This window comes from Rhizobium sp. H4, assembly GCF_003013335.1.
In the GTDB taxonomy this organism is placed as follows: domain Bacteria; phylum Pseudomonadota; class Alphaproteobacteria; order Rhizobiales; family Rhizobiaceae; genus Rhizobium; species Rhizobium sophoriradicis.
On sequence record NZ_PSOW01000012.1, the window covers coordinates 222,504 to 240,018 of the forward strand.

At 64.1% G+C, this 17,515-nt stretch carries 19 protein-coding genes; 11 read left to right on the forward strand and 8 right to left on the reverse strand.

What is annotated here, in order from left to right; translation table 11 throughout:
* Positions 1-48: 48 nt before the first annotated feature.
* Positions 49-2,559, reverse strand: coding sequence for a ligase-associated DNA damage response DEXH box helicase (locus C4N04_RS20080; protein WP_096765064.1), 2,511 nt, complete (start codon positions 2,557-2,559; stop codon positions 49-51).
* Between the two features lie 48 nt (positions 2,560-2,607).
* Entirely contained in the window at positions 2,608-3,240 is a 633-nt protein-coding gene (locus C4N04_RS20085; protein WP_010057954.1) for a YitT family protein, read from the reverse strand.
* A 117-nt stretch (positions 3,241-3,357) separates the two neighbouring features.
* On the opposite strand from C4N04_RS20085, the gene C4N04_RS20090 reads away from it, so the two are divergent.
* On the forward strand, positions 3,358-3,858 hold the full coding sequence (locus C4N04_RS20090) for an Rrf2 family transcriptional regulator (protein ID WP_038686750.1): 501 nt from the start codon (positions 3,358-3,360) through the stop codon (positions 3,856-3,858).
* 21 nt (positions 3,859-3,879) lie between these two features.
* On the forward strand, positions 3,880-4,341 hold the full coding sequence (locus C4N04_RS20095) for a carboxymuconolactone decarboxylase family protein (protein ID WP_106796841.1): 462 nt from the start codon (positions 3,880-3,882) through the stop codon (positions 4,339-4,341).
* Between the two features lie 433 nt (positions 4,342-4,774).
* Here C4N04_RS20095 and C4N04_RS32505 read toward each other — a convergent pair whose 3' ends face one another.
* The 3 genes from C4N04_RS32505 to C4N04_RS20105 form a co-directional block, all read right to left on the reverse strand.
* Positions 4,775-4,909, reverse strand: coding sequence for a hypothetical protein (locus tag C4N04_RS32505; protein WP_280954347.1), 135 nt, complete (start codon positions 4,907-4,909; stop codon positions 4,775-4,777).
* Between the two features lie 131 nt (positions 4,910-5,040).
* Entirely contained in the window at positions 5,041-5,676 is a 636-nt protein-coding gene (locus C4N04_RS20100) for a YitT family protein (RefSeq protein ID WP_009993999.1), read from the reverse strand.
* Between the two features lie 211 nt (positions 5,677-5,887).
* Positions 5,888-6,820, reverse strand: a complete 933-nt coding sequence (locus C4N04_RS20105) for a methyltransferase domain-containing protein (protein WP_077992649.1) — start codon at positions 6,818-6,820, stop codon at positions 5,888-5,890.
* 194 nt (positions 6,821-7,014) lie between these two features.
* Between C4N04_RS20105 and C4N04_RS20110 the strand changes: the two genes are divergently transcribed.
* The 3 genes from C4N04_RS20110 to C4N04_RS20120 are packed head-to-tail and all read left to right on the forward strand — an operon-like array spanning position 7,015 to position 9,155.
* Positions 7,015-7,281, forward strand: coding sequence for a DUF6460 domain-containing protein (locus tag C4N04_RS20110; protein WP_038686743.1), 267 nt, complete (start codon positions 7,015-7,017; stop codon positions 7,279-7,281).
* Between the two features lies 1 nt (position 7,282).
* A complete protein-coding gene (locus tag C4N04_RS20115; protein WP_106796842.1) occupies positions 7,283-7,780 on the forward strand; it encodes a CAP domain-containing protein in 498 nt (165 codons plus the stop codon).
* 28 nt (positions 7,781-7,808) lie between these two features.
* Complete coding sequence (locus tag C4N04_RS20120; RefSeq protein ID WP_106796843.1) at positions 7,809-9,155, forward strand: MATE family efflux transporter; 1,347 nt, start codon at positions 7,809-7,811, stop codon at positions 9,153-9,155.
* On the opposite strand, the gene C4N04_RS20125 is transcribed toward C4N04_RS20120, so the two are convergent.
* Together C4N04_RS20125 and C4N04_RS20130 are read right to left on the reverse strand one after the other, a co-directional pair.
* Positions 9,131-10,219: a quinone-dependent dihydroorotate dehydrogenase gene (locus C4N04_RS20125; protein ID WP_096765058.1), complete on the reverse strand. Its 1,089-nt coding sequence runs from the start codon at positions 10,217-10,219 to the stop codon at positions 9,131-9,133. The genes C4N04_RS20120 and C4N04_RS20125 overlap by 25 nt on opposite strands.
* Positions 10,216-10,569 carry a DUF952 domain-containing protein gene (locus tag C4N04_RS20130; RefSeq protein WP_039623006.1) on the reverse strand — a complete coding sequence of 118 codons (354 nt, stop codon included), beginning with the start codon at positions 10,567-10,569 and terminating at the stop codon, positions 10,216-10,218. Before C4N04_RS20130 ends, C4N04_RS20125 begins: the two co-directional genes overlap by 4 nt.
* A gap of 118 nt (positions 10,570-10,687) precedes the next feature.
* Between C4N04_RS20130 and C4N04_RS20135 the strand changes: the two genes are divergently transcribed.
* From C4N04_RS20135 to C4N04_RS20155, 5 genes are all read left to right on the forward strand, one after another.
* The gene (locus C4N04_RS20135) at positions 10,688-11,086 is read left to right on the forward strand and encodes a hypothetical protein (protein WP_038686735.1); all 399 of its coding nucleotides are present in this window, start codon (positions 10,688-10,690) and stop codon (positions 11,084-11,086) included.
* Positions 11,087-11,172: 86 nt separating this feature from the next.
* Complete coding sequence (locus C4N04_RS20140; protein WP_096765056.1) at positions 11,173-11,820, forward strand: response regulator transcription factor; 648 nt, start codon at positions 11,173-11,175, stop codon at positions 11,818-11,820.
* 124 nt (positions 11,821-11,944) lie between these two features.
* A complete protein-coding gene (locus C4N04_RS20145) occupies positions 11,945-12,631 on the forward strand; it encodes a helix-turn-helix transcriptional regulator (RefSeq protein WP_096765055.1) in 687 nt (228 codons plus the stop codon).
* A gap of 11 nt (positions 12,632-12,642) precedes the next feature.
* On the forward strand, positions 12,643-13,356 hold the full coding sequence (locus tag C4N04_RS20150; protein WP_106796844.1) for a thermonuclease family protein: 714 nt from the start codon (positions 12,643-12,645) through the stop codon (positions 13,354-13,356).
* 90 nt (positions 13,357-13,446) lie between these two features.
* Complete coding sequence (locus C4N04_RS20155; RefSeq protein ID WP_009996104.1) at positions 13,447-13,860, forward strand: tellurite resistance TerB family protein; 414 nt, start codon at positions 13,447-13,449, stop codon at positions 13,858-13,860.
* 28 nt (positions 13,861-13,888) lie between these two features.
* Here the strand turns inward: C4N04_RS20155 and C4N04_RS20160 are convergent, their stop codons facing one another.
* The gene (locus tag C4N04_RS20160) at positions 13,889-14,755 is read right to left on the reverse strand and encodes a transporter substrate-binding domain-containing protein (protein ID WP_106796845.1); all 867 of its coding nucleotides are present in this window, start codon (positions 14,753-14,755) and stop codon (positions 13,889-13,891) included.
* Positions 14,756-15,111: 356 nt separating this feature from the next.
* Between C4N04_RS20160 and C4N04_RS20165 the strand changes: the two genes are divergently transcribed.
* Positions 15,112-17,118, forward strand: a complete 2,007-nt coding sequence (locus tag C4N04_RS20165) for a methyl-accepting chemotaxis protein (protein ID WP_106796846.1) — start codon at positions 15,112-15,114, stop codon at positions 17,116-17,118.
* Positions 17,119-17,515: the final 397 nt, after the last annotated feature.

Here is a 17,515-nt window from a genome sequence, read left to right on the forward strand (position 1 = left end):
CACGGTCGTCTTTTCCCTCGTCAGGCCCAATTCTGTCAGGTCCAATCCTTACGCCAGCGCTTCGGCGATCAGATCGTCCGCCGCTTCAGCGAGCAATGCGTCATGGGCCTCGCCCGGCACCGCTTCGCGTCCGATCTCCAGCATCACCGGCACGGCGAGCGGGGAAATATGATCGAGCGGGCGGTGGGTGATATGGCCCCTGATTCGCATCAGCATATCGCCAAGTCGGCCTATATCCAAAAGTCCGGTCGCCGCATCCTGCCGCGTCGCCTGCAGGAGGATGTGATCCGGCTCGTGGCTGCGCAGCACGTCATAGATCAGATCGGCGGAGACGGTGATCTGGCGGCCGCTCTTTTCCTTGCCAGGATGGCGGCGCTCGATCAAGCCTGCAATCACGGCGCAATTGCGGAAGGTGCGCTTCAGCAGGAAGGATTCGTTGAGCCAGGCTTCGAGATCGTCACCCAGCATGTCCGCGTCGAACAGGTCGGAAAGGCTGAGCCGGCCGTTGCCGATCATCAGGCCCATATCCTCCAGCGCCCAGACGGCGAGCGAATAATCGGTGGCGACGAAGCCGAGCGGCTTGGCGCCCGCCCGGTCCAGCCGGCGCGTCAGCAGCATGCCGAGCGTCTGGTGCGCGAGGCGGCCCTCGAAGGGATAGGCGACCATGTAGCCGCGGCTGCCGCGCGGGAAGGTTTCGATCAGGAACTCGTCGCGCTTCGGCAGCATCGATTTGTCCGTCTGCAGCGACAGCCAGTCGCGCACCTGATCGGGCAGATGGCGCCAGCGGTCGGGGTCGGCGATCATCGCCCGCACCTGCTCGGCAAGATAGGTCGACAGCGGAAACTTGCCGCCATTGTAAGACGGGATCTTCGGATCGAGCGAAAAGGCCTGCGACGCCAGGCATTCGTTTTCGCGGATGCCCTCGAAGCGCAGCACCTTGCCGGAGAAGACGAAGGTATCGCCGGGCGACAATTGCTCGAGGAAATATTCCTCGACCTTGCCGAGCGTGGCGCCGCCGCGGCCGATCCGGCCGCCCTCGCCGCGCTTGACCATGCGGATGTTCAGCATCGGGCTTTCGACGATGGTGCCGAGGTTGAGGCGATATTGCTGGGCGACAGCAGGGTTGGAGACGCGCCAGCGGCCCTCCTTGCTCTTGCGGATGCGGGCGTAACGCTCGTAGGTCCTGAGTGCATAACCGCCGGTCGCGACGAAATCGACGACGCGTTCGAAATTTTCCCAGCTGAGATCGGCATAGGGCGAGGCGCTGGTGATCTCGTCATAGAGTTCCAGCATGTCGAAGGGTTCGGCGCAGGCCATGCCGAGCACGTGCTGGGCGAGCACGTCGAGCGCACCGCGGCCGACCGGCGGCGTATCCTGGGCGCCGATATAATTGGCGTCGAGTGCCGCCTGGCACTCCATCACCTCGAAACGGTTGGCCGGCACGAGGATCGCCTTCGACGGCTCGTCCATGCGGTGATTGGCGCGGCCGATGCGCTGGGCAAGGCGCGAGGCGCCCTTCGGCGCGCCGACATGGATCACCAGATCGACATCGCCCCAGTCAATGCCGAGATCGAGCGTCGAGGTGGCGACGACGGCACGCAGCCGGTTTTCGGCCATCGCCGCCTCGACCTTGCGGCGCTGGGCGACATCGAGCGAGCCGTGGTGAAGGGCGATCGGCAGGTTGTCGTCATTGATCGTCCAAAGCTCCTGGAAGAGCATTTCGGCCTGGCTGCGGGTATTGACGAACAGCAGCGTCGTCTGGTGATCGAGGAGCTGCCGGTAGACATCGGGAATGGCATATTTGGCGGAATGGCCGGCCCAGGGAATGCGCTCGTCGGTCGACAGGATCGAAATGTCGGGTTTGGCGCCGCCTTCGACGACGACGAGGCCGGCGTGATGCTCCCTGCCCTCTTCCTGGGCGACCAGCCATTTCTGCAGGTCCATCGGCTCGGCGACGGTCGCCGACAGGCCGATGGTCTTGAGGCCTGGGGCAAGGCGGCGCAGACGGGCAAGGCCGAGCGACAGCATATGGCCGCGCTTGGAGGTGACGAGCGAATGCAGCTCGTCGAGCACCACATATTTCAGGTCCTTGAAGAAGCGCTCGGCCTCGCGGTTGGCGAGAAGCAGGGCGACCTGCTCGGGCGTCGTCAGCAGAATGTCTGGGGGGCTGAGTTTTTGGCGCTGGCGCTTGGCGTTCGGCGTATCGCCGGTGCGGTTTTCGACGGTGACCGGCAGGCCCATCTCCGCGACCGGCTTCATCAGATTACGCTCGATATCGATCGCCAGCGCCTTCAGCGGCGAGACATAGAGCGTGTGGATGCCGGTGAAGGCGGACCCGGGTGGAATCTTGCCGCGACGGGTAAGGTCGGTGAGCGACGGCAGAAAACCGGCAAGCGTCTTGCCGGCGCCGGTCGGCGCAATCAGCAGGGTGCTTTCGCCGGCCTCGGCGCGGGCAAGCAATTCCAGCTGATGGGCGCGCGGACGCCAGCCCTTTTCCGCAAACCAGCGGGTAAAGGCGGCAGGAAGCAGGGCTCGGGCTTCGGAATCGATCTGGTCCACATCCTGAAGGTAGTGAAACACCCGCGAAAAAGAAGAGCGGCCGACCGCTCACATCGCGATATAGCGGTCCTTGCGATGATTGATGGCGAGGGTGAGGTTGAGCACGACCGCGCCGAGCACCGAACAGGCGATGATGAAGGGGCTGGCGACGAAGAAGGAGAGCGCCAGCACGATGCCGTCGAAGCCGAGCTGGACGAGGCCGGCGCGCCAGCCGAAGCGATCCTGGATGTAGAGGGCGAGGATGCCGATGCCGCCGAGACTGGCGCGGTGGCGGAAAAGCGCCAGCATGCCGGCGGCGATGACGAGGCCTCCGAAGAGCGCTCCGGCGACCGGATGGACATGCGCCACGCCGATGAAGCCGGGCGCGAATTCGGACAGGACCGAGGTCAGCGCGATCGCAACGAAAGTCTTGATGGTGAAGGCGGGGCCCAGGCGACGGAAGGCGAGATAATAGAAGGGCAGGTTTACCGCAAAGAAGCAGAGGCCGAAGCTTATTCCGGTCGCATAATGGGCGAGGAAGGCAAGGCCCGCGGTGCCGCCGGCAAGCAGTCCCGCGCCGGAAAGAAGCGTGACGCCGAGCACCGCGAGCATGCTGCCGGCGACGATGCCCTGCGCGTCGTCAAAAAGTGAGTGACGGTCGGCGCTGGAATTCAGAAGGCCTGCGAAGGCATTGGATGCCATGATGTTCCCCTGCGGTTTTTCTCCTTCTATCCGGCGCAAGGAGAAAGGCAAGCAGCCGCCAGTTGACAGTCGAGATAATCATGGATATCTTTTATCCACGATTTGGAGATTGTTTCGATGAAGATGGGCGATGGCGTCGAGCAGGCCATTCACAGCGTTGCGATGCTTTCCGGCCTCTCCGAAGGCGGCGTGCTCTCGGCCGCGGCCCTGGCGGAATTCCACGGCGTGTCGACGAGCTATCTGTTGAAGCATCTGCAGGCGCTGTCGGGCGCCGGCATCCTCGATACCGTGCCGGGCCCGCGGGGTGGATATAGGCTGGCGAAGGCGCCGGAAGAGATTTCGCTGCTCGATATCCTGCTCGCCGTCGAGGGGCCGGCGCCGGCTTTCCGCTGCGCCGAAATCCGCCAGCGCGGCCCGAACCCGGTCTCCGACCGCTTCTTCGCCAAGCCCTGCAACATCAGCGCGGCGATGCTCCGGGCCGAGCGGGTCTACCGGGCCGAACTCGCCAAGACCAGCATTGCCGATCTCGGCATCGAATTGAATGCCCTCGACGACGGATCGATCGCAGCCCGAGGCTGCGCCTTCCTCGAAATCCACGAACGCAAGACGGCTCGCTGAGCCCTATCAAAGGAGAAAGACATGCAACCGCGTTTCCACTTCGCCAAAGCCGCCCCCGATGCCTACAAGGCGGTCGCCGCACTCGAACAATATGTCCAGACCTCTGGCCTAGAGCGCCGCTTCATCCACCTGATCAAGCTGCGCGCCTCGCAGATCAACGGCTGCGCCTATTGCGTCGACATGCATGTGAAGGAAGCCCGCCACGACGGGCTCAGCGAACAGTGGATCAACCTGATGTGCGTCTGGCGGGAATCGCCGGTCTATGACGCGCGCGAACGCGCCCTGCTCGGCTGGGTCGACGCCGTCACCAACATCGCCAAAACCGGCGCCCCGGATGCCGACTACGAGACGCTGAAGGCGTATTTCTCCGAGGAGGAGATGACAAAGATCACCGTTGCGATCGGCGCGATCAATATCTGGAACCGGCTCGCTGTCGGCTTCCACTCGCAGCATCCGCTCGATGCGGTGACAAAGGCGGCTTGAGGCCAATGCCGGTGGATGCGGCGTGGATGCTCGGCTCAAGGCCGAGCATGACGGAGGGTGGGGCTAAAGTTCGCCGGAAATAGCTTACCCGCCAGAGACTTAGTGTCAGATCCGATCCTCCCAATCCTCCTGCGGCGGCTTCGGGCTTTTGCGATGCGGCCCTCCGTTCGGCGGCTTCGCATGGTCGTAAAGCGAGGACAGCAGCGCCAGCTTGTCATTGGAAGGCGATTGAGCGGACTGTGACGGCTGGGGCTGAGTGAGTTGGCGTAGGGTCAACCCCACCCTCCGTCATGCTCGGCCTTGAGCCGAGCATCCACACCGCATCCACCAGGACAAGGGGCGGGTCGTATCTCCTTTCCCTACTGGGTGTCGGCTCGGGCAATGATGGCATCCCAACAACCGACCCGAAATTTCGGGTCGGTTGAAAATTCCGTTATTGGCGATCGATCGTGGCCCGTGCGGCAACGGCGTCAGGGCCTGTGCCCGAGAGGTCGATGCTGTTGAGCAGATCGCGGACGACTTTCGTAATTTCCTCTGCGGAAGCGCCCTTGGCGTATTCTTCCTGCATGCGGCGTCTCACAAGTTTTTCCAAATCTGACATAACTCACCTCATCAAATCCGGCGCGGGGAGAAATGTCGCGCCGGGACCGGTCGCAGGCAAGTTACGTTTTGTTCAGAATGGGTTACCGATTTGTAATGTCAGAGTGCGATGTAGCGGTCGGCGCGGTGATTGATGGCGACGAAGAGGTTGAGGACGAGGGCGCCGAGGACGGAATAGAAGACCACTGGCGGCGTGGTGACGAAGAAGGCGGCGGCCAGCACGCACATGTCGATGGCCAGCTGGACGAGGCCGGCGCGGATGCCGAAACGCTCCTGCAGATAGACGCCGAGAATGCCGACGCCGCCGAGGCTGGCGCGGTGGCGATAAAGCGCCAGCGCGCCGAAGCCGAGCAGCAGGCCGCCGAGCAGAGCCGCCCAGGCCGGATGGATGCTCGAAATGGAAAAGAGACGCGACTGCAGATCTGCGATTGCCGAGGTCAGGCCGATGGCGATGAAGGTCTTCAGCGTGAAGGCCATGCCGAGACGTTTCCACGAGAGATAGAAGAACGGCAGGTTGAGCAGGAAGAAGGCGAGGCCGAAATTGACGCCGAAAGCGTAATGCAGAAGGAAGGCGACGCCGGCCGTGCTGCCGGTGAGAAGGCCGGCGCTGGCAAGTACGTATAGGCCGAGGGCTGCGACGAGACTGCCGGAGAATATGCCCTGCACGTCTTCGATCGGCGAGTGACGCGCAGCACTCGTATTCCAGAGGCCGAGGGCATTGATGAGCTGTGTCATGTCGCCAGTCTCCAACAGCAGACGTGTTCGCGAGCACGTCCGGAGAAATCCGGACGCAGTGGGTTATTGCTTATGAAAATGAGCCGGAGCGCTCGGCGTCTGATCGCCGCGCTCTCTTCGGATACCCCTGCAATATCAGGCTTTCCGGGGTCCGAGCAAGCGGAATAGGTAAGCAATACTGTCCTATTCGAAAATCGCAAGAAACATTCGCTCAGGCCGGCTTGCGCGTAAGGAACAGAATGCCGGCAACCAGATTGCCGCCATCTTTGCGAATGACCGTCTTGGCAATGTCGAGGATTTCGAAGCCGTGGCGGGCAAGCAGCATCCTCACATAGGCTTCCGAATGGGCATAACGCAGCGACGGTGCGAGATGGAAGCTCTCGCACTCCCCCGCATCCTCGACGGAAAAGGCGAGATCGGCGCCTGATGCGGCGAGATCGTTGATGATGGCAAAGACGCTTTCGAGATTGCCGAGATACATCAGCACGTCGGCTGCCGTCACCAGGTCGGCGCGGCCACGTGGCCCCTCGGCAAAGAGGCCGGAAAGATCTGATGCAAGCGACAGGTCGGCCTGGGCGAGGTGATCGTAGACCGCCTTCTCGGCCGCCTTGGCCAGCATGTTCTGCGAGAGGTCGAAACCTTCGAGACGGTCGACGCGGCCATGGATTTCGGGGCCGAGCAGGCCGGTGCCGCAGCCGAGATCGACGGCACAGGTGTAATGCCTGCCGGTGGCAGAAACGAGGGCTGCGAGCTTCTGCGGCACGCTATAATCGAGTTTTTCGACCAGCGAGGTTTCGAAACGCTCGGCATAATCATCGAACAGCCGCTCGATATAGCGGCTCGGCGGCCGGTCGGGCGCAGCTCCTTCGCCGAGAACGGCCAGCTTGAGGGCCGCGCCAAAAATATCTTCGGGATCGAGGGCAAGCGTGCGGCGATAGGCTCCGATCGCGGCTTCCGCCCTGCCCGCCTTTTCGCGATAGGTGGCGAGGCGATACCAGCCGGCAGCCCAGGCCGGTGCGAGTTCGAGCGCCTGCTCCATCAACTCGGCCGCCGCCTCCGGCTCGCCGCCCTCTTCGAGCATCCGGGCATAATCGGCGCGGCGGTCGGCGATGACATCGCCTGAAGAAAGCTGGTGGGGCTGCATGAATAGACCTGTTGGCTCTTGCGCATGTCATTACCGCAAACCGCTGCACAGTTTGTATGACATACGTCTGCCCGCATCTGGCGGCGGCCACAAAAAAACTCAAGTCCTATTTCACAGGCGAAGCGGCCAATTCTGGAAAGGGCTTGCGGGCGGCGCGCCGCAACCTTATTCCAAGGGCAAACAGGAGATGGCGCATGTCCGATCAGGTGAACAGGTTCCTCGGCGATTCCCTCGGTCGCACATTGATAAAACTCATCGTCGTGTCGCTGATCGTTGGTTTCGTCATGACCATCTTCGGCCTGACGCCGTGGAACATCATTTATGGCTTCCGCGACTTCATCCTGGAAATCTGGCATCGGGGTTTTTCAGCACTCGGGCGCGTCGGCGACTATCTCCTCCTCGGGGCGACGATCGTCATTCCGCTCTTCCTCATCCTTCGGCTTTTCAGCTACCACCGGTAACATGACCTCCATCAATCTTTCCCGCCGCGGCCTGCTGCGTCTTTCCGGACTTGCGTTGGCCGCCGGAATCGCCGGCTGCACCACCGCGCCGCGCCTTGCCGGCACGCCCTCCGACGGCGAGGACGAGACGGCAAGCGTGCTGCCGCTCGTCAACCAGCTGCGGGCCAAGAACGGGCTGCCGGCGCTTAGCCCCGACCCGGCGGCGCAGACGGCCGCCCTCTTCCAGGCCAAACGCATGGCAAGCGCCGGCAAGATGGCGCATCTCATCGGCATGACCGACAGCTTCGGCGCCCGCGTCAAGGCGAGCGGCGTGCAGCTGCCGGCGGCGGAGAATATCGCTTCCGGCCAGCAGAGCGTCGATGAAGTGGTGACCGCCTGGATCAACTCGCCGCATCATCTGGAAAACATGTTGGGGCACTATGGCGGCCTCGGCGTCGCCGTCGCGCACAATTCATCTTCCAGGAACCTGCCCTATTGGGCGATGGTGCTGTCAAGCTGAGGCGATTCGGCCTCGACATGGGGCAAGCATGGATACGCGCAGCAGCAGTCATTCCCTTGCCTTCGAGGTCACGCACCGGCTGGTGCTCTCGATCGCCATTCCGATGACGCTCGGCTTCCTGACGACGCCGATGCTCGGGCTGACGAGCACGGCCGTCGTCGGCCATATGGGCGATCCGGAAGCGCTGGCGGGGCTGGCGATCGGTGCAATGCTCTTCGATCTCATCCTGGGCAGTTTCAATTTCCTGCGGGCATCAACGACCGGGCTGACGGCGCAGGCCTATGGCCGGCGGGACCAGCACGAACAGCAGGCGGTCTTTGCCAGGGCACTGATCTCGGCGCTCGGCTGCGGGCTGGCGCTGCTCTGTCTTTCACCGCTGCTCAAGGTGGCGGGTCTGCGGCTGATGGGCGCGGAAGGCGCGATCGCCGAGGCGACCGCCACCTATTTCTCGATCCGCATCCTGGCAGCGCCAGCCGCACTCGCCAATTACGCCATTCTCGGCTTCGTGCTCGGGCGCGGACGGGGCGGTGTCGGGCTGCTGCTGCAGGCGCTGATCAACGGCATCAATATCCTGCTGTCGATCTATCTCGGCCTGTCGCTCGATTGGGGCGTGGCCGGCGTCGCCTGGGGAACCTTGGCCGGCGAGGTGGCCGGCGCGCTTGCCGGGCTGTTCATCGTGCTCGGCGGCTTTGCCAAATCGGAGCGGCCGGCATGGCCCGAGGTCTTTTCCCGGCATCGGCTGGCCGAGCTTTTTGCGCTCAACCGCGACATCCTGATCCGCACCTTCGTGCTGATCGGCGCCTTCGCGATCATGACGCGGATCGGCACCGGCTTCGGCGCGGTAACGCTTGCCGCCAATGCCGTGCTGATGAATTTTTTCCTGCTGTCGGGCTACTACCTCGACGGACTTGCCAATGCCGCCGAGCAGATTACCGGCCGGGCGGTCGGCGCGCGTTACCGGCCGGCCTTCGACCGCGGGCTGAAGCTTACGATCCTCTGGTCCTTCGGCCTGGCGGCGATCGTTTCCGCCTTCTTCTTCCTCGCCGGTCCCTGGCTGATCTCGGTGCTGACGACCTCACCCGAGGTGCGGCAGGCGGCAGCGACCTATCTGCCCTGGGCGGCGGTGACTGGACTGACCGGGGCGCTCGCCTTTTTGATGGATGGGGTCTTCATCGGCGCGACATGGTCGGCCGACATGCGCAACCGGATGCTGATGTCCTTTGCCGGCTACCTCGCCATGCTCGCCCTCTTCGTGCCGCTCTTCGGCAATCACGGCCTGTGGCTTGGTATGAATGCCTTCCTGCTGTTGCGCGGCTTCTTCCTGGTGATGCTGGTGAAGCCGCGGGCCGATCAAACTTTTCGGGCCGCCCAGTAATCGAGCCTGGTGTCGCGCAAGTCGCGAATCGAGCCGGCTTTTTCGCGATCCAGGAGCCCGGAGAGGCCGCGGATGATATCGCCCGGCAGGCCGGGGCCTTCATAGACCATGCAGGAATAGAGCTGGACGAGGTCGGCGCCCGCCCTGATTTTCTCCAGCGCCGTTTCGGCCGAGGAAACGCCGCCGACGCCGATGATCGGCAGATCAGGGCCGACGCGCTTGCGCATCCTGGCAAGCACGGCGGTCGACTTTTCGAACAGCGGCACGCCGGAGAGGCCGCCCGTCTCCTTGGCGTGGCGCTGATCCTTGAGGCCCTCGCGCGACAGCGTGGTGTTGGAGACGATCAGCCCGTCCAGCGGATGCGCCAGCGCCTCGGCGGCGATGTCGTCCATGCCCTCCTCGGTCAGATCGGGGGCGATCTTGAGAAAGACCGGAACCTTCCGGCCGGATTTCTCCGCCATCTCGTCGCGCGCCGCAAGCACTGATGACAGCAGCGCCGCAAGGCTTTCGCGCGCCTGCAGGTCGCGGAGGCCGGGCGTATTCGGTGAGGAGATGTTGGCGGTGAAATAGCGCGCGACCGAATAGAAGCGGCGGATGCCGGCGACGTAATCGGTAATGCGGTCCTCGCTGTCCTTGTTGGCGCCGATATTGACGCCGACGATGCCCTTGCCCGTCAGCGCGGCGAGGCGCGTAAAGGCGGCGTCATGGCCGTCATTGTTGAAACCGAGACGGTTGATCACGGCTTCATCCTCGACCAAGCGGAAGATGCGCGGGCGCGGATTGCCGGCTTGCGGCTTCGGCGTCACCGTGCCGATCTCGGTAAAGCCGAAGCCGAGCCTCAGCAGCGCCTCCGGCACTTCGGCATTCTTGTCATAGCCTGCCGCCATGCCGAGCGGGTTTTCGAAGGTGAGGCCGGCGACGGTCTGGCGAAGGCGCGGATCGGCGGTGATCTGGCAGGCGGGCACGAGGCCGGATTTCAGCGCCGCGATCGACATGCCGTGCGCCGTTTCCGGATCGAACAGGAAGAGGCCCTTGCGGGCGAGACGCTTGAAGGGATCGATCATGGCTGCAGCTCCGGGAAAATATGCGCGCCGGTCTCGTCGAGCGGCAGCCGCACCTCCCACAGCACGGCCGCAAGCGGCAGCTCGGCATAGAGATGCGGGAACAGATCGCCGCCACGCGAAGGTTCGAAGATCAGCTTGTCACCGAGGCCGCCGCCATCGACGGCAACCAGCATCAGGTCGGACTGGCCGGCGAAATGCAGGGCAGCGGTCTGCTTGACCTGGTCAGCCGTCGAGAAATGGATGAAGCCGTCCTTGAGATCGATGCCGGCGCCATGAAAAACACCGCTTTGTCTGGCTTGCTGCCAGAGCGGTTCCGTCACGATCTTGTAAAGGGTCGGTGTCAGGGTCATCATGGCCTCGCGATTGCTGGTCCTCGATCACCAGCGCTTTGCCGGAAAGAGGCGGCAATGTCCACGCCCCGGCGCCTAAAAAACAGGACCCGCACAAGCAAATCCGGAGGATGAGACGATGAAGATTTTGGTTCTCACACTTGGCGCTGTTCTCCTGCCGCTGGCAGCCGTGGCGGCCGAGGCCGATGCGAGCCGCTTCCAGCTGGAAAAGAGCGGCGATCATTTCGTCCGGCTCGACCGCCAGACCGGCGCCATGTCGATCTGCCAGGACAAGGACGGCGCTCTCGTCTGCCGCATGGCAGCCGACGAGCGGGCGGCCTATGAGGACGAACTCGACCGGCTTTCGGAGCGGGTGACCAAGCTGGAACAGCGAGGCCTCATCGAGCGGGCGCTGCCGAGCGATGCCGAAGTCGAGCGCTCGATCAGCATCATGGAGAAGATGATGAAGAGTTTCATGGGGATGGTGAAGGAGTTCCAGGCCGAGGAAAAGGCCAATCCCCTTCCGCAGAAGACCTGATCTGATATAATCAGCAAGGTATGCATGGATCGCAGTGGGGACGGCGTCGCATGCAGCATGATCGGGCTCTTGGGAGGGAGTTTTCGATGCAGGAACAGACCATCATCATTGCGGACGACCATCCGCTTTTCCGCGATGCGTTGCGCCAGGCCGTCATCGGCATGGAAGGTCGCCAGTCGATCGTCGAAGCCGGCGATTTTGCCGCCGCGCGGACCGCGGCCGGCGCCCATCCGGACGCCGATCTGATGCTGCTCGACCTGGCCATGCCCGGCGTCAGCGGCTTTTCCGGCCTGATGGCATTGCGCGCCGAATTCGCCAGCCTGCCGATCATCATCGTCTCGGCAAGCGACGACGCAACGACGATCCGCCGGGCGCTGGAACTCGGCGCCTCCGGCTTCATTTCGAAATCCTCCGGCATCGAAGACATTCGCCGCGGCATCCAGACGGTGCTTGCCGGCGATATCGCCACACCGGAAAGCTATCGCGACGGCCAGGAGCAGGACCCCGATGTCGCCGACCTGATCCACCGCCTGCACACGCTGACGCCGCAGCAGAGCCGGGTGCTGACCATGCTCGCCGAAGGGCTCTTGAACAAGCAGATCGCCTATGAACTCGGCGTCTCCGAGGCGACGATCAAGGCGCATGTCTCGGCAATCCTGTTGAAACTCGATGTCGACAGCCGCACCCAGGCCGTCATTCAGCTCGGCAAGATCAATATGGCGATGGTCGCCTGAGGGCGCCCGAAACCGCCGATAGCAGGATTTTATTCCTCCTTTACCTTTACGCGCGCCGCCCGGTCGGTTACACTTCCGGCCGGCTGAAGCGCGGCCCGGATAGGCTGCACGGAAACGGGCGCACATGCTGTCACACGAGCAGATCTGGGAGGCGATCGACAGGCTTGCCGAACGGCATGACCTGACGCCATCCGGCCTTGCGCGCCGCGCCGGCCTCGATCCGACCTCCTTCAACAAGTCGAAACGGCTTTCGGCCGACGGGCGGTTGCGCTGGCCCTCGACCGAATCGATCGCCAAGGTGCTCGACGCGACAGGGGCGACCATGGAGCAGTTTCTCGCCCTCCTGCCACCGGGCGACGCTTCGGGAGAACGGACCGGCGAGCGTGCCCGGCAGCCGGACAGCAGGTTTCAGCCGCACGGTGGCGCCATTCCGCTGCTCGGCTTCGCGCAGGCCGGCGCCGGCGGCTTCTTCGACGATGGCGGCTTTCCGGCCGGGCAAGGCTGGGACGTGGTCGAGTTTCCGGCTGCGCCGTCGCAGAAATCGGGCGTCTATGCACTGGAGGTGCAGGGTGAGAGCATGATGCCGCTCTATCGCGACGGCGACGTGCTGATCGTCGAGCCCGGCGCGCAGGTGCGCCGCAACGATCGCGTCGTCGTGCGCACCCGCGAGGGCGAGGTGATGGCCAAGGTACTGCTGCGCCAGAGCCCAAGGTCGATCGAGCTGATGTCGCTCAATCCCGAACATGCGAACCGGACGCTCGATCTGTCCGACGTCGAGTGGATCGCCCGTATTATCTGGGCCAGCCAATAGGAAGATATTCCATGCGGCCTGCCGCCGTCTTCACCGGTCTCGCAGGAATGGCGGTCGTGGCCGGCCTGCTGATATCAGCAGAAGCAAGGCTCGGCGGCGGCACGGGCGGCGAGGATACGACTATCGCAGAGGCGCCGGCAACCGACACGGCGGCGGAAATCACCCCCGAGGCGACAGGCCGATCGGCGCCGATCTCGGACGCGGATGCCGAAATCATCGCGCGCGCGGCGCAACCGGCCGCTCCCTCACCCGCCCCGGCCGGACCCGTGGCGGCGAAGCCTGCCGATCCGCCGCGCCCCTCTGAACTGGCCGGCGGGCAAGCGGTGGGGCCGGCCGCCAAGAAGCCGATCGAGCTGGCGCGGCCTGTGGCCGAAAATGCCGGCATGCTTTCCTTTGGCGAGCGCCGGCTTCAGCTTGCCGGCATCGTCCCGACACCGGCCGACAGGATATGCGGCCCGGCAAGCCGGCAATGGCCCTGCGGCATGATGGCGAAGACGGCACTGCGCCAGCTCTTGCGCAACCGCAGCCTCACCTGCGACCTCGAGACGGCGGAATGGAAGGGGATGGCGACCGCCGCCTGCCGGCTCGGTACGCAGGATCTCGGCACATGGCTCGCCGAAAACGGTTGGGCGGAAGCCGCGGCCGGCTCGCCGCTCGACGCTATCGCCGAGAAGGCGAAGCAAGCGCAGAAAGGCATTTATGGCGGCGACCCGCGTCGCAAATGACGGGCCGCCGCAGGACGCGAGATGCCGCCGGTCCCTTGTAATGGCCATCGCCAATTCCTAATCTCGGCTGATTTGAAAAAGGAATCACCGATGAACAAGCCGCTTTCCGCCCATGACGCACTGATCTACGTGATGGTGATGGCGTCCGCCGTCGACAGCACGATGAACGACCGTGAGATGACGAGGATGGGCCAGTTGATCGGATTCCTGCCGGTTTTCAAGGATTTCGATGACGACAGGCTGATTCCGATAGCGCGCGATTGCGCCTCGCTGCTTGCCGGGCCTGAGGGCCTCGACGTCGTTCTCGAAACCGTCCGCGACACGCTCCCGACAAAACTCTACGACACAGCCTATGCGCTTGCCGTCGAAGTGGCCTCCGCCGATCTCTCGGTCAAGGCCGAGGAACTGCGGCTGCTCAGCCTGTTGCGCGACCGGCTCGGCCTCGACAAGCTCACCTGCGCGGCGATCGAGCGCAGCGCCATCGCCCGTTTCCGCAAGGGATAGGCCTGAAGCTCTTCAGGCGACCTGCCTGTCAGTAGAGCCCATAGGGGAAATAGCGCAAATAGATTTCCTGGAGGCGGCCGTTGCGCGACAGCGCGGCAAGCGCATGATCGATGGCCGAAGTCAGCACGCTGTCCTTCTGCCGCAGCATGATCGTCATGCCCTCGCCGAGGAAATGCTCGGAGAGATAGGGGCCATCAAACAGCGCGCAGCATTTGTCCGAGGCCGGCGAAGAGACCCAGAAGGAAAGCTGCAGCGCATCAGCGAAGGCGGCATCGACCTTGCCGTCCTTGAGGGCGGCAAGCAGGGCGTCCTTGGTGTCGAAGGTCTGGGCCTTCAGCGCCGGGAAAAAGGCAGCGAGCATCGCCTCGTGCACCGTTCCCTTGACGACACCGACCGGGCGCCCGGCAAGAGCGGCCGCCGTCTTGCCCTCCACCGGTACTGAAAGCTTGCGCACGAAACGCGCCGGCAGCATCAGATAGGGCCGGGAGAAGACGAATTGCCGGCGCAGTTCCGGCGTCACCGCAAGACCGGCAATGACAGCATCGCCCTGCGAGGCTGCTAGCGCATCCTTGAGATCGGCAAAGGGGAGCGCCTGGATCTGGCACTTGTCCGATATTTCCAGTTCGCTGCAAATTTCACGGGCGAGATCGACGTTGAAACCGGAAAGCTTGCCGTTCTGGTCGGTGAAATTGAAGGGGGGGAAATCGACCGAGGTCAAAAAGCGCAGGCGAACCAGTGAGGAGAGATCGGGTCTGGCAAGACGCTCACGCGCATCGAAGAGCAGCGGCAGCGAGGGCGCTGCCTGCTGGGCGGGGGCGGCAAGGCTTGAGACGAGCAATAGCCCGAACGCAAAAAACCCCTTCAGCGTCAGGGATGCCAGCTTGGATTCGGTCATCGTGATCCAGTCTCGGTTCAGCGCGGAGCGTTGCGGGGTTGGAGAGATGTAACAGAGTCACGCCCGGTGGGGAATATATGTGTATCCGACGCCGGAACGACCGCCTTCCCCTTAGAGGCCGCTGCGGGGCACCTCAGGATCAGGCTCTCTGGGGTTGGGGCGTAAAGCTCGTTCCTCAAAATTACGGGCATTCTCCATACCGGCGTTAGGGCGGAATTAAAGAATAGTGCCCCTTATTCGTGGCGACGTTATCGGACCCGCCGGCCGATCGCATGATGCAGGCGTCAGCGCTCTGTTTGTAACAATTGATTTCAAAGCGCCGGTGCGGCACGCCCGGCCAACCGGGTAACATTTCCATGCTGAAGCATCTGAAAATCCGCACGAAAATCATATCGGTCGTGGCGCTCATGGGGCTGATCACCATGGCCGGGCTGCTCTATATCATCGCCGATTTTCGCCGTGCGGACGCCGCTTACAGCGCCTTCATCGATCATGAGGCGCTGGCCTCGACGCAGAGCGCACGCGCGAGCGCCTCGGTGGTGGCCTCGGTGCTGCAGGTCTCCATGCTGGCCGCGTTGAAGCCCGATACGCCGGCTTTCGAGATGGCGCTCGCCACGCCGAGCAAGCTGCCGCAGGCGCGCGACCGGCTGAAACAGGCACTGGCGCTGGTGCCGAGCCGCAAGGCGGCGATCGACGAGCTGCAGGCAGGCATCGATGACATCGAAGCGCTGGCGAACAAGATCATCGAACAGAGCAAAGCCAAGGATAGCGCCGGCGCGCTTGCCAATGTTGCGCTGATCAATGCCAAGCTCGATGCACTGACGCCGAAGATGATCGCCAACAATGATGCGATCATGGCGCTGCTCAACGACGGCGGCGACGCGCTCTCCGCTTCCGTTAATGGCCGGATCACCTTCTGTCTTCTCCTGATCGGCATTGCCGTTCTCGCCGCGATCGGCATCAGCGTCGCTGTCGCACAGTCGGGCATTGCTGGCCCGATGGCGCAGCTGCGGCTGCGCATGGCGCGCCTTGCAGAGGGCGACACCGACAGCGAGATCGGCGGCCTCGACCGCGGCGATGAAATCGGCCAGATGGCCAAGGCCGTTTCGATCTTCCGCAACAACGCCATCGAGCGCCGCCAGATCGAGGCCCGCGCCGAGGCCGAGCGCAGCGTCAGCGACGGCGAGCGCCGCGAACGCGACGCGCAGAAGACGCGCGAGGCATCCGAACTCGAACGCGCCGTCACGGCCCTCGGCGACGGCCTGCGCCGCCTTGCCGCCGGCGATCTCGCCTCGCATATCGACGAGCCTTTCGTCGCCCATCTCGACGCGCTGCGCCAGGATTTCAACCACTCGGTCGAGAAGCTCAACGAGACGCTGCAGGCGGTCGGCGCCAATGCGCGGGCAATCGGCGCCGGCGCCAACGAGATCCGGTCTTCCGCAGACGAGCTTTCCCGGCGGACGGAACAGCAGTCGGCCTCGGTCGAACAAACCGCAGCGGCACTGGAAGAAATCACCACGACGGTGCGCGACGCCGCCAGGCGCGCCGAGGAGGCAAGCCAGCTCGTCACCCGCACGCGCCTCGGCGCCGAAAAATCCGGCGAGGTCGTCCGCAAGGCAGTCTCCGCGATGCAGCAGATCGAACAGTCCTCGGTCGCGATCGGCAACATCATCGGCGTCATCGACGACATCGCCTTCCAGACCAATCTGCTGGCGCTCAATGCCGGTGTCGAGGCGGCGCGTGCCGGTGAGGCCGGCAAGGGCTTTGCGGTGGTGGCGCAGGAGGTGCGCGAACTGGCGCAGCGCTCCGCCAAGGCGGCCAAGGAGATCAAGGACCTGATCACCAATTCCGGCGCGCATGTGCAGACCGGTGTGTCGCTGGTCGGCGAAACCGGCAAGGCGCTCGATGCGATCGTCACCGAAGTGCAGGAAATCAACCAGCACGTCCACGCGATTGCCGAAGCCTCGCGCGAGCAGTCGATCGGGTTGCAGGAGATCAACACAGCCGTCAACACAATGGATCAGGGCACGCAACAGAATGCAGCGATGGTCGAGCAGTCGACCGCCGCCAGCCACAGCCTCGCCACGGAGGCGACGGCGCTCAACACTCTGCTCGGCCAGTTCCGGCTGACCGGCACCGGCAGCTTCGCCGCCGCCGCCCCGATCACCTCTACCCGGCCGCCGGCCGCAGCCCCGCGCGCCGCCGCGGGGCCGGTGGCTAAGTCCCCCGCGATCCGCGTCGCCCGGGAAGGCACCGCCCGCCCGACCGCCTCACCGGCCCGTACCCTCGGCCAGACGCTCGCCAACGCCTTCGGCGGCGGCAGCACGCCGAAAAGCCAGGAGGCGGACTGGACGGAGTTCTGAAGCACGGCTGTGCGGTTCGCGCCCTATGATTTGCCCCTCACCCTCGAGGAGGACTTGCTTGCGAGCGGTGCTCGAGGAACTGAGGGGCAGCCACAAGTCTCTTCTCCCCTCGGGGGGAAGGTGCCGGCAGGCGGATGAGGGGGCTACCCGGACTTCCCTCTCGTAAAGGTCTATCCCACCACGCCGACCGCAGCGCCCTGTACGCAGTGCCCTGTACAAAGACCGGCTTCGCCGGCCCCCTCATCCGCCCTACGGGCACCTTCTCCCCGCCGGGGAGAAGAGGGAATCGCGAGGTTGCGGCTATTCCTCGGCCCCGCGTTTACCGGACTCCCGCTCACTCTAACCCGGCCGCCAACCAACCTCGACGAGGATATTGCCCGGTGCCGTGCAATAAAAC

Excerpts from the sequence above, each read along its gene's own strand:
- C4N04_RS20100 (WP_009993999.1), bottom strand. The coding sequence starts at position 5,676 with ATGACACAGCTCATCAATGCCCTCGGCCTCTGGAATACGAGTGCTGCG.
- C4N04_RS20095 (WP_106796841.1), top strand. The coding sequence starts at position 3,880 with ATGCAACCGCGTTTCCACTTCGCCAAAGCCGCCCCCGATGCCTACAAG.
- C4N04_RS20135 (WP_038686735.1), top strand. The coding sequence starts at position 10,688 with ATGAAGATTTTGGTTCTCACACTTGGCGCTGTTCTCCTGCCGCTGGCA.
- C4N04_RS20125 (WP_096765058.1), bottom strand. The coding sequence starts at position 10,219 with ATGATCGATCCCTTCAAGCGTCTCGCCCGCAAGGGCCTCTTCCTGTTC.
- C4N04_RS20110 (WP_038686743.1), top strand. The coding sequence starts at position 7,015 with ATGTCCGATCAGGTGAACAGGTTCCTCGGCGATTCCCTCGGTCGCACA.
- C4N04_RS20130 (WP_039623006.1), bottom strand. The coding sequence starts at position 10,569 with ATGACCCTGACACCGACCCTTTACAAGATCGTGACGGAACCGCTCTGG.
- C4N04_RS32505 (WP_280954347.1), bottom strand. The coding sequence starts at position 4,909 with ATGCAGGAAGAATACGCCAAGGGCGCTTCCGCAGAGGAAATTACGAAA.
- C4N04_RS20150 (WP_106796844.1), top strand. The coding sequence starts at position 12,643 with ATGCGGCCTGCCGCCGTCTTCACCGGTCTCGCAGGAATGGCGGTCGTG.
- C4N04_RS20140 (WP_096765056.1), top strand. The coding sequence starts at position 11,173 with ATGCAGGAACAGACCATCATCATTGCGGACGACCATCCGCTTTTCCGC.
- C4N04_RS20105 (WP_077992649.1), bottom strand. The coding sequence starts at position 6,820 with ATGCAGCCCCACCAGCTTTCTTCAGGCGATGTCATCGCCGACCGCCGC.
- C4N04_RS20115 (WP_106796842.1), top strand. The coding sequence starts at position 7,283 with ATGACCTCCATCAATCTTTCCCGCCGCGGCCTGCTGCGTCTTTCCGGA.
- C4N04_RS20155 (WP_009996104.1), top strand. The coding sequence starts at position 13,447 with ATGAACAAGCCGCTTTCCGCCCATGACGCACTGATCTACGTGATGGTG.
- C4N04_RS20165 (WP_106796846.1), top strand. The coding sequence starts at position 15,112 with ATGCTGAAGCATCTGAAAATCCGCACGAAAATCATATCGGTCGTGGCG.
- C4N04_RS20085 (WP_010057954.1), bottom strand. The coding sequence starts at position 3,240 with ATGGCATCCAATGCCTTCGCAGGCCTTCTGAATTCCAGCGCCGACCGT.
- C4N04_RS20090 (WP_038686750.1), top strand. The coding sequence starts at position 3,358 with ATGAAGATGGGCGATGGCGTCGAGCAGGCCATTCACAGCGTTGCGATG.
- C4N04_RS20145 (WP_096765055.1), top strand. The coding sequence starts at position 11,945 with ATGCTGTCACACGAGCAGATCTGGGAGGCGATCGACAGGCTTGCCGAA.
- C4N04_RS20120 (WP_106796843.1), top strand. The coding sequence starts at position 7,809 with ATGGATACGCGCAGCAGCAGTCATTCCCTTGCCTTCGAGGTCACGCAC.
- C4N04_RS20160 (WP_106796845.1), bottom strand. The coding sequence starts at position 14,755 with ATGACCGAATCCAAGCTGGCATCCCTGACGCTGAAGGGGTTTTTTGCG.